We start from the raw sequence: 13,076 nt of genomic DNA on the forward strand, positions 1-13,076 counted from the left end.
TTTGTGATTTTTTATGGATTGAAATCGTAAGTTATTGAAACAAATGATTTTTTTAAAATCTTCCTGCTGAATGTAAAGTGAAGGGTTATAATTTTTCCAAAAACTTTATCATGAGTTTTTGCTTGATTTTTTGTCTGTGAATTGTTAGGGGATAAGTTTTGTAGGGTATATTTCCTAGGCTATTTGAGTGACAGAACTGTTCCGCAAATTCGACAGACCAGGGGCAAACGTCTGCCGGTTACTGGTGGGTTCTTATGCAGGCGTCGTCTGTTGGGTGAGGTAGAGAATTTGGTTGACCCGGAAGGCTTCTGCATAGTCTTCTGGTTGAATGTATTGTGAATGAAAACATCGACCGTCAAAAATGATGAGTCGGTTGGGTTTCATGTCAATAAGGTGGAGGAGTTCCCAATATTCATTCCCGTCATTGATATACCGGTTATCCTGACAGGCAAAAAGGGGATTAAAGATCATGCTGTTCTGGAAATTTTCATACCCCTCCTGGCTGTTTAAGAATTCCTCACTCAGCTCCAAACGATCGGCCAGGGCTCGAATGCTGTCATCGGGAAATGGTGGCAGGCGTTCTAACTGTGTGGGTTTGTGACGAAAAAGCCCAGTGCCGCCAGAGCAAGATTGCTGCGGGTTCAGCCAGACCATGGCTGTAATGTCCTGGTCGATGTGTGGTTGACGCTGCCCGATATTCAAGCGGTAGTTCTGGTTGGTAATGCCGGAGAACACGACCGGTTGCGGGTCGAACGCTGACTGTAATGGAGCCCCCCAGAGAGTGCTGATGGTTTTGATGACCGATTGCGTATCGACGTTGATTGACGCTCGGACGCCTGGAAAGTTCCCGATGATTTCGAATTGGCTCGTGTACGGAAGTTCGAGGGCAAGATTGAGGACTTTCTCCGGGTACCGATAAAAATGATCGACGGTCACCACTTTGTGCCGAGCTTTTCCGACATGGTTGACCTCAACTGAATACTCAGGATTGATCTCAAACAGGTCATGCGGGATGTTCATACGTTTTTAGGCCTTTATCAAGTTAATGGTGCCGGAATGGTAGCATGTGTGGATGGCCGCATAGTGCCCATCTCTTGCGCGAGAGTCAAATCCTGAGGGGACGTTCTTCCTGTTCATTGGTCTGATGTTTCTCGTCTCATTTAGGCCGGTTTTTAGAGTATACTATGGAAGCACAGCATTCCAAGACTTCTAACCCGCTGGCGGCTTTTTGCAACGGCTCAAAGGGATGCACGATGACCGATAAGCATGGTCAGGTGTTGAGTGTCATCGAATGTAAGAACGCGGCGTGTGGACATAAAATGTCGAGAGTCGGCTATCCTGACGATTGGCCTGACGAGTATGTCTCTGATGACCGTATTCACTCAGATTGGAATGAAGAGTTGACGGAGTTCTGTATCTGTTGTGTTCGTTGTGGGCACTACACTGGTAATAAAATCGTCAAGGGCAGGAAGCCTCGCGAGGAGTATTGAACACGGAAGTCAGCTTTCAACATCGTTGTTTCCCATCGTTGAGTCGAGAGTCGGTCAGACATTCCCCGCATGATAAAATAGTTTCTGTATTCAGATCGCATACCAAAGTTAAAGGAAAAACGCTTAGAAATCTAAGAAAAGGAAACGTGTATGGCTGCTCAGTATCGGGAAATTCTCGATCACATTCGTCTGGCCTTTCCTCAGCCTATCTCCAATCGTGTGCATGACTCGTATTTTGTGCATAGCATCATGCGCGCGATTGATGCGGTGGATATGTTAAAAAGCGAACGTCCCATTTTGGGTGAACGAGCTCCGCTCGATTATGAAACCGCGCGGCGTGCGGCCATTCCCGATTCGGGGTCTAGTGTCGAAGATGTTACGGCGAATCTTGTCACGTATTGCGAAGGATTGACGCTCTGGGGGCATCCACGGACACAACAAAATGTGGTCCCGCCAGCGACGATTTCTTCATTGATCGGAGTGCTTCTCTCGTCCATGTACAATCCGAATTTGGCCTGGGATGAATATAGTCACCGATTCGCCTTGGCTGAGGTGGAAATGGTTTCCATGATGGCGCGGTTGATAGGCTATGATCCTGAACGTGCTTCGGGTGTGTTTACGTTTGGAGGAACCGGCACGACTTTGTACGGGATTAAAGCCGCTTTAGTCAAAACGATGCCCGGATCCATGGAACAGGGGATTCGAGAGGATGCGGTGATCTTTGCGAGTGATTGTAGTCATTACTGCCGGTACAATATCGCCGGCTGGCTCGGGCTTGGGTCTCACAACCTCATCACGATCCCCACCGATTCTAGGAATGCGATGGACATGTCTCGTCTGCGTGAATCAGCCCTGGAAGTGCTTCAGGGCGGGAAAAAGATTGCGGCATTCATCGCGACAATGGGAACCACTGATGCATTCGGTCTCGATGATCTGAGAGCCATCGTTTCGCTACGGGATGAACTCGTTGAGACGTTTGAACTTCCGTATGTGCCACATGTGCATGCCGATGCGGTGATTGGCTGGGCTTGGTCTGTGTTCAATGATTATGATTTTGAGACCAACGTGTTGGGTTTTCGCCCACGGACGATTCGGGCATTGGCGGGTGCCTGCCACCATATTCGGTACCTGTACTTGGCTGATTCGGCGGGTATTGATTTTCATAAACCAGGTTTTACTCCTTATATTTCTAGTCTGGTCTTGTTTAAGGAGGGGAGGGATCTTACCCGTTTGAGCCGGCCTCAGGAGCAAATGCCTTATCTTTACCAATTTGGTGAGCATCGACCGGGGATGTATACGATGGAGACGTCCAGGTCCGGGACGGGGGTCTTAGCGTCATTGGCCAATATGAAGTTATTCGGCAAGGAAGGATTACGAGTGATTCTTGGCCATATCGTCGAAATGGCCGAGCTTCTCAGCGAAAATCTACAAGGGCATGCATGTACGACGGTGTTGAACCGTGATAATTTTGGAACGGTCACTCTTTTTCGGGCCTACCCTGAGGAAGTGGACACGTTTAAGATTCAAGAACAAGAACTGACCGATCCAGCCTTTCGACCTCTGCTCCTTCAACATAATGAGTATAATCGAAAAATTTATCATTATGTCCATAAGGAAGGGATGGCCGGACGAGGTGTGGTCCTTTCGATGACCGACTGTTACCGCCAGACGGCATATGGTGAACCAGTGGCGGCGCTCAAGTCCTTTATCTTGTCCCCATTCGTGGATGAGGAAAATGTCCAAGCTGTGGTTCGTAAGGTTTTAGAAGCTCGTGAGAAGGTAAGGAGGGAGTCGCCGACTGCAGAGACTTGAGACGCACCTGAAACCCCAGTATCTTTGTTTTTTCGTTTGTCCTTGAGATTCCTATTCTGTCGAATATCTTTGGGTAGCTACCGCGAGACCTCGGCCCAGGCCTTTTGATAATCTTCGAATGAATCAACATCTAACCATCCCTTATACGTCGGCACCGCCTGGACTTCTTGCCCTTGATCGATGAGTTCTTGGATCAGGTCTGTCAGTGCAGCCTGTGTCAGATTAGCTGATTCATGAAAACCCTTCGGCCATGAGGCTTGTTGAGCTTTCCTATAGCACTGAGTGAACTGCTCCATCCCAAGTGCCGAGAACATGGCCATACCAATAAACTCTCCATGTGCTTCATCGTAAGAGATGTCATGGCCAATTTTGACAATGCGATTCGATTCTTCAGGAGTGACATATCGATGACTTTTTCCAGGAGGAGAATCGAGAATAACAAGGTCCTTACGAGATTGGATAGATGAAACTTCTGGCCTCGGACGGTCGTTCCATGAGACGTCGACGACAAGCGAAATGTCTGCGGGACTCTTCAAGAGCTTTTGCAAGACCGTTGTGTCGAAAATAATGTCACCAAAGAGCAGTAGGCAGCGGCCTTTCATGACATGGGCGGCGGAAAAAAATGAATAGAGTTCACCGGTTTCTTCGTACCGATCATTGTCATAATATTGAATGTTAGGAAGGGTGATGGCTGATTTCTGATAGCCGCGAACCAAGGCGATGTCTTTCACGTTGCATTCATTCAAGGCTGAAACTTGTCGTTCAAGTATGCTTTTCCCTTTAATGTCCAGAAGACATTTAGGCCGATCTTGAATAAGGGGCAACAATGGTTTCTCGAACCCGGCTGCAGCGATAATGGCTGTGACCGGTTCTCCTCCTGGAGGTAGAAACTGGCGTTCGTCCTGTTTCATTTGTGTGACTCCCACCAAGTCATAGACTTCTTGTAGTGGGACAATTTGAGGCTTAACGGCTTCGGCATGACCATGTGTCAGGATATCGGCTAATGTTGCTCGCATGGCTTTGATGGCCGAACGGATGGCTTGATTCGCATAAATGACCATCTTGAACCCGGCTGCTTCAAGCTCGTTGGCTGTGATGCCATCATAGGTGGTCGGGACCGCCACGAGTGGGATCTGCACATGTTGACACGATTGTGCGACATCTCTGAGTTCATCGAAAGTTGGCTCTTTCGAGTGAATAAGGATGGCATCGGCTCCAGCCTCGGCATAGGCTTGGATTCGTTTTAAGGCTTCTTCTTTTCCCCATCCGGCGATTAAAGCTTCTGTCCTGGCGATGACCACGAAATCCCTCACCGTCTGAGCGGCTTTGGCCGCCCGAATCTTGCCGCAATGTTCTTCGATTGAGATAAGTTCGCGTCTGACGCCAGCGTAAAAACTACAGCGTTTCGGGAACACGTTATCTTCGATGCAAATGGCAGCGATGCCAGCTCGTTCATGATCGTTGACCGTTCGCATGACATTGAGAGCGTTTCCGTAGCCAGTATCACAGTCGGCGACGATCGGAATCGTGATGGCTTCGGCCATGTTGCGTTCCACTCCGACTTGTTCGCTCAACGTGATAAAGCTCGCATCAGGGATACATTTTAACGCTGCGGAGATGCTGAATCCTCCAGCCCAGACGGCATGAAATCCGGCCTCTTGGACCAACTTGGCACTCAGGGCATCATGGGCTCCTCCAACTTTAATAATCCCGTCTTTTGTGAATAACTCTCTGAGTTTACTGGCAGCATGCATGGTCAATCCTCAACTTTTATCTGACCGCGATCCCTTGCTTCGAGACCACAATGATTAAAATTTTTGATCCGAAACGGCATTCATTAACGCCGCGGCAAGCACGCGACTTTGCACGGAGATGAACCCACGTTCGGTCAAGCCATGATAAGTCAGGGAAATTTCTGTCGTGTGCCCCCGCCATGAATAATGCTGGTTCAGGCCTCGCATCATGGACCCGGGGGACAGTTGATGTTCCCCGAAGGTGGTCTCTAAATACTCCATAAGGGTTTGATGTGTGTCCTCCCCTTGGTAATGGATTAAAGCTTGCGCGAACTGGTTTTTTACGGCCAAGAATTTAATCGATTCTACAGGGATGCCCCAGGCCAGTACAGCCGTATCTTTTAATCCATAAAAGACGATGTCTTCTGAACGGTCGACTTGGACTAACCTGGGGTGATGTTCGAGTGAACGTCCCCATTTTATCCCGTCAAATCCCAGCGGATCATCTTGAATCGTCCCGGCAATACACCATGTGCAGGTCACGAAGAGCGCAAAGATATTCAGGACATGAAGAGTATGTAAAGGAAATCGCATCATCTCGGGAAGCTACATTCGGGATCACAACCTAGCATGTCATTACAGGGAACGCAAGAATGCCTGGCCTGAGAAGTGGGCAGGTCGTCCGTCCAGCTGACGCAAGGGGGTGGGAATGATAAATCGTATGTTACTGGGGAGAAAGAGCTGGTTGGGGTTTCGGTAAAGCGGATAATGTTGATTCTCGAACCGGCAATGGACAGGGAATCGACTCAGCACCCTCCACATCCGTATTGATCAGGATCCAAGAACCTGGGTTTTTGAGAATGGCCGTAACTAATTCGGCATGAAGTCGATGGCCGGAACGTTTTGCGACAAAATGGCCGATCACCGGGAGACCGAGCAATGCGAGGTCTCCGATAAGGTCTAGAATCTTATGTCGCACGCATTCATCAGGGTACCGCAATCCGGTGTCGTTGAGCAGCTCGGTCTCCGAAAACACGAGCGTATTGTCCAAGGTGCCTCCCATGCCTAATCCTTTTGCCCATAAGCCTTCGATTTCATTCTTAAAGGCGAATGTTCGAGCACTGGCGATAGAACGTTGAAACGCCGAAGGGGACGCATGGTAGACGTGGGATTGGGATTGTATGAGAGGATGATCGTAGTCGATAGAATACGAGATTTTTGGTAGAGACGAAGGATGGACGGAGATAGACTTCTCGCCATGGGTGATGGAAATTGGGCGGATGATCTTTACGTAAGTACGAGGCGCTGCCTGTTCGACGATCTGTGCCTCTTGAAGTAACTCGACAAATGGCGCTGAACTTCCATCTAATGCGGGGATCTCATTCCCATTGAGTTCCAGGTAGGCATTGTCAATTTCAAGGCCCGAAAGCGCAGATAGTAAATGTTCGACGGTCTGAACCTGAAAGCTATTGTGTGAGAGACTCGTGCAGAGGTCTGTCTGATGCAGGCATTGGATATGAGCGGGGCAGGCTTCTGGAACACCGTTGGATATCTTATAAAAAATCAATCCTGTGTTGGCAGGAGCAGGGTGAATGGCGATCCCAGCTGGCTTTCCAGAATGAATGCCGGGTCCAGATGTAACAGCTATCTTCCCAATCGTTCGTTGAAACCTCATTCATCCCTCTTCAAGATGGAAGGCTCAGAGCATAGCTCAATGACTACGTGAAAAGATGAGCAATAATGATGCCGAATGAAGAATGGAGACGAATGAGTACTGGTATGAAACAATAGATCTTGATGGTAACGTGTTCACGCGAAAAGGTCTAGCCTAAATGTTGTGCGAATGATGCAGATGTCTCATTTTCACACTTATGACGTTTTTCAAAATCGTTTTCGTGTCTTGAGGATGATATGGATAAGCTACTGGTTTGCGAGGAATGCTTGGGTAAAGACGGCATATTCCTCCGGGAGTTCTGGACATTGCTCGGATCGGATTAACCCTCGAATGATTCCGTGATGTTTTTTCGGCAGTCCGGATTGCACGAATGCCTGCTCGAAGAGGTCCCACTTCATGCGGAAGTCGTTCGACAACTGCTCCCGTTCCTGGGGAGGTTTGTTTTGTAACGATGTCGATAAAAAGCGAATGGCCTTCTCCACGCTATGATAGGGCGGGGCAAGATGGAGACAGGCATAAAAGCGTTCGAGGTGGTGTCGAAAGTCCTCGCGCAAAGATTGAATGAGTGGGTCCACATTGGTCGTCATGACGAGTAGGGAAGAGAAATGTGTGAAACGTACCCATCGTAATGGATTTTCTGTTCAAGCTCAAGGACGTCAAGAAATCCGTGTTGCTTGGTCAAGAGACATCGATTCTCGCTTCTTAACGGGAAGCTGGGGGGTTACTTAATTGCAGCTAATAATTGTTTCATGCTGGGTTCTTTAAGCTTTTGTAGTGCTTTTGCTTCAATTTGCCTGACTCGTTCTCTGGTTACTGACATCGTCTGTCCGACCTCTTCCAGAGTCCAGGGTTCATCCTGCCCAAACCCAAAGCGAAGCCGGATGACCATTTGTTCACGTTCTGTCAGCGTGCTAAGGACACGTTGGACCTGTTGATTGGTCTCCTGTTTCGCGATGGGGCTTTCCGGAGAGGCTGACTTGGTGTCGGCGACGAAATCGGTCAGCAGTGTTTCACCGTCTCCGACCGGGGTTTCAAGGGAAAGAGGGTCTTGAAACACTTGAACCGTCTCATGGACTTTATCGGGTGTCATGTTTAGGATATTGCCGATGTCTTCCGTGCGTGGTGCGCCCGCGTATTGCTGTGTTAATCGTTTTGAGATACGAGCGATTTTATTGGAAACTTCATTCATATGCACGGGAATGCGAATCGTTCGTGATTGATCGGCGAGTGCGCGTGTGATGCCCTGACGAATCCACCAGGTCGCATAGGTGCTAAATTTGAATCCTTTACTGTGTTGAAACCGTTCTGCGGCTTTCATGAGCCCGATGTTGCCTTCTTGAACCAAATCCAAAAAGGCGAGTCCATGACCGACATACCGTTTGGCAATATCAACCACGAGGCGCAAATTTCGCTGCACGAGCTCCGTTTTAGCTTCTTCTAACCGTTGCCCAGCATCTTGGAGCTGTTCGCAGAGTTGTTGAATGGTTCTCGAATGGTGAGGATGCTCTCGTTTCAATGTCAATAAGGAGTTTTTGGCCTCTTCGATCGCAGGAGCTGAGAGTCCACTCAGTTGATGAATGTCTTTCAAGGTGACGATCACGTGTTGTTGTGTTGATGATTTGGTTGATTTTCGCGCGAGGCTCAGCCCTTGTTTGATCACATTCCTGATGGAACGACTCGACTGATCGATAATCTTTCCGAGCTCGGCCTCTGATTGCCGGTCTAGGAGCGGTTTCGGACCAAAAGATCGAAAATAGAGTGATTCGAGCGCCGGAGACTGACTGCTCGAGGCCGGACCATAGGTCCGTCCCGGCCGTGCTTGAGGTTCTTCTTCCGACATAGCTTCCATAACCGATGGTGCGTGTTTCATGATCCAGCGTTCCCCAGTGTGAATAAATGTGGTGATGATTTTTCGTGACCTGATAACTAAGGGGACAGCAAAAAGCGAGCCACTAAACATTCACAGAGAAGCACAGAGAGGCGAGCAATGCTTGGAGATTCGTTTATCCACAATTTTGGCAGGATCGTGAGCCGTACGCGAATGTTCCTGTACCCCCTTACCCAGGTTAGCTATAAACGATTGAAAAGTAACGATTTGTTCAGTTAAATGGATTCTTTTCCCTTTGCATGGATGGGGATAGTCTTTTTCCCTAACGCCATGTCTTACCTTCTTCGGACAATGACGGAAGTTTCTGGAGTAGTCGAATAGGAACCCAGGATGGATGTTTGACGTCGTGATGCAAGATTTGACAGGTTTTCCCAAGAACGCGCAGGAAGTCTGTTCATTGACTTCAGGTTGTAGCGGAAAAATGGTTGAAAGCGGAAATATTCATGAGTCCTTAGACTTCTGGCCGAAATAGTCACGAAAGATCTTCTGGGTTCTTTTCATTCGGTCATGAATCGTTTTCTCGAGCGTTTCTGCCCCATCTTTCCAGTTTGGAGTGATAAAGCCTAGGCGCCTCGCTAGAAAGATGATACTGTCAGACTCCGGCTCAGGAAGAAGAAGGTCGCGAGCATTGCCACGTACGATACGAAGCGCGTCAATCAATTGACGGAAAAACAGGTAGTCTTCTCGGAGAGTGTGGGCTTCTTGACGTTTGATGAGTTTTCGACGGCATAGGGCCTCGAGAGCCTTGAGAGTGTTGGAATGTCGGAGTGATGCCAGACGGGAGCCGTATATGATTTGGAGGTATTGAATGAGGTATTCAATGTCAATCAATCCCCCTGGACTGTATTTGACGTGAGTGGCCCCAGCCGGAACGAGTTCTTTGATTTGACGCGTTCGAAGGTGTATGGCGGATTCCAGGTCCCACGGGGTCGAGCTGTACACAAAACGATCACGTTGTGCCTCCACTTTTTCTCCTAGCGCTCTGTCTCCGGCCACATGGCGCAGTTTGATTAAGGCTTGGCGTTCAAATGGGGCTGCAGATCCCCCCGAATCATAGTATGCGCAAAGTTCCTGGAACGAATTCGCGAGTAGTCCTTTCTCTCCATATGGTCTGAGTCGCGTGTCGATGTGAAATATCCCCTCCTTTTTGGCCTCAATCCAGCACAAAATTTCTTGAACGAGCTGTTCGAAGAACTCCGGTGAAAATGTGAGGGTTCGTCCGGGCAAAGGTTTTTTGACATCGTAGACGAACAGGACTTCAATATCCGAGGCATAGCCCAGTTCGGCGCCGCCCAGTTTCCCCAGTCCGAAAATCGCGAATGCCAGATGGTCGGAGAGCGTCTTTCGTGGCACACGTTGGCGCCGCATATGCACGCTCAGGGCTTCTTCTAACGCCTTGTCTAAGATGGTCTCCGCGAGATTCGTCAATGCCTGGGAAAAGTCTTGAAGCGAAGTCGGCTCTAACATGTGTTTGATGTCGATCCGGAACAGTTCTTGATCCTTAAACGTATTCAGACGGGCACGGCGGCTCTCGATCGCTGAACAGCGCTTCATTTGTGATGAGAGTGAATGAGCGAGGTCGGCTTTCGAACGGATAATCGAACCATCCTGGAATTGGGTCATGACCGGAAGAAGATTGGCATGTTGTCGACGGAGCAAGTCTTCCCAGAGGAAGTCGCTGCTTCCAAAGACTTTGGCGAGTTGACTCAGTAACGATTGCTGACGAAGCAGTGACGGCGTGAGGGCTGGATCATCCATGGCTCGTAACTCGTCTAACAATTGGTCGAAATGTTCGAGCGCTTTTCCGGGATCTGGAGCCCATGTCAAAAAATGTGAAAATTCTTTGATAAGAGCTGCCGTGGAAGATAAGTCCTGTTGCTCTTCAGGATTCTCAATTTTTCCTCCAGTTCGTCCTCGTACGTGAAAAACATTGTGAGCCGTGTGGTCTTTGACCTCAATCTTGGCCTTCGCAATGTAAATTCCTCGCATTGTTAGGGCGTTCGCAAACGTGTACAGGAATGCGGGTGTGTCGGTGGAGCGGATGTCCATGGCGGTCGCATCGGGAACACGCGTGTTGTCGAACGCGATTTCTACGGGATGGATAACCGTTGAAACATGGGATTTTATTTTTCCAAGTGTTTCGATCAAGTGACGATTCACTTCACGGCGAACTTCTCGAAAATGCCGTTTCTCCAGTAAATGAAGCATATTGTGGATGGATTGTCGTAAGAGTGTCTGCTCCTGTGGACCAAAGACACAGCCTTTTAAGAGCTGAACATTGAAGACATCAACGACTTTTTTCCGGGAAAGACCTGGAGAGGGTTTAAGAGAGCGTGGAGGCCGGAGTTGGGAGGGGGGTGGGTGCTTCCATGTTTGAGAGGCGGTCCCGTCCGATGTTCGCTTCTCAGTATAGGTGAAAATTGTGGCGTTTCTGATATCGAGGCCGGCCGAAGATAATAGGCCACATAATGTCGCGAATTCGGAAAAGTAATCGTAGGCGATAAAAGTGAGTTGAAATCGTCTGGACGTGGCCCGGTCAACCTCGAGCTTAAAAGGATGGTCGATCGTGAGGTGGCTAATGTGTGTGACATGTTGTGAGATTGTGGTGGGGGAAAATTGTGCGAAGTAGTCTGGGTCCATCCGTTCGACAAAGTCTTGGATAATGAGTGGGTTGAGATCTGGGCAAGCACGTTGAAGTTCTTGGATTTGTGTCTGCGGATCGGCCTCTTTGAACATGGACAAAGTATACTGGAATCGTGGTCAGTTGTAAGCTGTGTTTGGGAATCGTATATAATGCGCTTTGCTTATGAAGGCTGGTCGTAAACGCATCTTCAAACGTCAGAGTTCCTCTTCTTCAGGCTCGTGGCTTGATCCTACCCCTTTGCTGCTTTCTTCGACCTTATCCACAGGCGAAGTCAATAGGCTTTTACAGCACTATGGTTTTACGAAGTGTGAGCAAGCAGACGCCAATTTGCAAACCATGGCAGGGAATCCGGAGGAACGTCATGCGTTGGCTGGCATTCTCCGGAAGATGCTCTTGTATATCGCCGAGACAGCCGATCCTGACCAGGCACTGAATGCCTGGGAACATTTTGTGGCTTCAGGAATTCAGAGACGGACACTGTTTCAGTTTTTGGCTCAATCCCCAAGGATGCTCCATCAACTTTGTATGATTTTCGGGAATAGCCCTGCCATGTCCGAAACGTTGATACGCGATCCCATGCTCATTTATTGGTTGGAGGAAATAAAGGCTGATGTGGATGTTCCGAGCCAAAAAGACATGGAAGCCCATCTTCGTGAGTCATTACGTGCCGTGACGACGTATGAACGAAAGTGTGATGTTATTCGTCGATTCAGGCGGCGTGAGATGTTGAGGTTAGGACTGAGAGATTTATTAAGTGTCGGTGATGTGATCGAGACGGCCACGGCGCTTACTCATTTGGCCACCGTATTAATCCAGGTTGTGTATGACCTGGTTCATGCCGAATTAGCCATCACACATGGACTCCCTCATCATCAGGATCGACATGGACGATGGGTTGAGACGGGGTTTGTGGTGATGGGGATGGGCAAATTGGGGGGAGGCGAGTTGAATTATAGTTCAGATGTCGATCTGGTATACCTATATGAAAAATCGGAAGGCCATACCTTGGGAACCCACGCACACGTGACCGTGTCTAATGAGGAATATTTCGAGAAACTCGCTCGTGAAATGACTCGTGTGATGACGGAAGGCAGTGACGAGGGGGCGATCTTCCGGGTCGATTTGCGGTTGAGGCCAGAGGGTGATGTGGGCGGATTGGCTCATGCGCTTGACGATGCTGTGCAATATTATCGGACACGAGGTCGTGACTGGGAACGCATGGCATTCGTGAAATCGTACCCCATAGCCGGCAACAAATCGGTAGGCCTCAAATTTCTTCGACGAATCCGGACTTTTATCGTCGGAACCCCTGATATGTCATCTCAGGAATTCCTCAAATCTGTACGATTGCTCAAATCAAAGATTCAGATTAAACTCCTGCGTCGTGGAGAGGAAAGACGTCATGTAAAATTAGGGTTCGGTGGTATTCGTGAGATTGAATTCCTTGTGCAAGCTCAACAGCTTCTTCATGCCCAGCAACATCCCCAAGTGCTGGAACGAAATACCTTGAAGGCGTTGCGTCGGTTACAGAACGCGCATATTCTTCCGGAGAACGTCGTTCGACGTTTGACGGCTTCATACCGGTTTCTTCGCGATCTTGAGCATAAACTTCAGATCGTGAATGAATTGCAAACGCACACACTGCCGCGTGACCTTCAGGAAGTTTCACGGTGTGCGGTGCGAATGGGTTATCAAAAAGGCCCTTCCTATCATGAGGCGGCGCAACGTCTGTTGGACGACTATAACGGGCATACCACAATCGTTCATCAATCGTACGTGCAATACATTGGTTCGTAGTCTTTCTTGCTTGAAATTCTTACAATCGTGCTTACCT

At 48.8% G+C, this 13,076-nt stretch carries 9 protein-coding genes; 2 read left to right on the forward strand and 7 right to left on the reverse strand.

What is annotated here, in order from left to right; translation table 11 throughout:
* Positions 1-252: 252 nt before the first annotated feature.
* Positions 253-1,020 (reverse strand): DUF6445 family protein, encoded by a 768-nt coding sequence (locus MRJ96_13275; GenBank protein MDR4502415.1) that lies wholly within the window; start codon positions 1,018-1,020, stop codon positions 253-255.
* 620 nt (positions 1,021-1,640) lie between these two features.
* Here MRJ96_13275 and MRJ96_13280 point away from each other — a divergent pair.
* Entirely contained in the window at positions 1,641-3,302 is a 1,662-nt protein-coding gene (locus MRJ96_13280) for a pyridoxal-dependent decarboxylase (protein MDR4502416.1), read from the forward strand.
* 77 nt (positions 3,303-3,379) lie between these two features.
* Here the strand turns inward: MRJ96_13280 and MRJ96_13285 are convergent, their stop codons facing one another.
* The 6 genes from MRJ96_13285 to MRJ96_13310 all read right to left on the reverse strand — a co-directional run bounded on the left by MRJ96_13285 (position 3,380) and on the right by MRJ96_13310 (position 11,334).
* Complete coding sequence (locus MRJ96_13285) at positions 3,380-5,056, reverse strand: isocitrate lyase/phosphoenolpyruvate mutase family protein (GenBank protein MDR4502417.1); 1,677 nt, start codon at positions 5,054-5,056, stop codon at positions 3,380-3,382.
* A 54-nt stretch (positions 5,057-5,110) separates the two neighbouring features.
* Positions 5,111-5,632: a hypothetical protein gene (locus MRJ96_13290; GenBank protein MDR4502418.1), complete on the reverse strand. Its 522-nt coding sequence runs from the start codon at positions 5,630-5,632 to the stop codon at positions 5,111-5,113.
* Between the two features lie 127 nt (positions 5,633-5,759).
* Positions 5,760-6,710, reverse strand: a complete 951-nt coding sequence (gene lpxC, locus MRJ96_13295) for a UDP-3-O-acyl-N-acetylglucosamine deacetylase (GenBank protein ID MDR4502419.1) — start codon at positions 6,708-6,710, stop codon at positions 5,760-5,762.
* Positions 6,711-6,955: 245 nt separating this feature from the next.
* Positions 6,956-7,285 (reverse strand): hypothetical protein, encoded by a 330-nt coding sequence (locus MRJ96_13300; protein MDR4502420.1) that lies wholly within the window; start codon positions 7,283-7,285, stop codon positions 6,956-6,958.
* A 146-nt stretch (positions 7,286-7,431) separates the two neighbouring features.
* Positions 7,432-8,580 carry a sigma-70 family RNA polymerase sigma factor gene (locus MRJ96_13305; protein ID MDR4502421.1) on the reverse strand — a complete coding sequence of 383 codons (1,149 nt, stop codon included), beginning with the start codon at positions 8,578-8,580 and terminating at the stop codon, positions 7,432-7,434.
* A gap of 459 nt (positions 8,581-9,039) precedes the next feature.
* Entirely contained in the window at positions 9,040-11,334 is a 2,295-nt protein-coding gene (locus MRJ96_13310; protein MDR4502422.1) for a hypothetical protein, read from the reverse strand.
* Between the two features lie 70 nt (positions 11,335-11,404).
* Here MRJ96_13310 and MRJ96_13315 point away from each other — a divergent pair, with 70 nt between their 5' ends.
* Complete coding sequence (locus MRJ96_13315; GenBank protein ID MDR4502423.1) at positions 11,405-13,039, forward strand: hypothetical protein; 1,635 nt, start codon at positions 11,405-11,407, stop codon at positions 13,037-13,039.
* The last annotated feature ends 37 nt before the right edge of the window (positions 13,040-13,076 follow it).

It is taken from the genome of Nitrospirales bacterium, assembly GCA_031315865.1.
In the GTDB taxonomy this organism is placed as follows: Bacteria; Nitrospirota; Nitrospiria; order Nitrospirales; family UBA8639; genus JAGQKC01.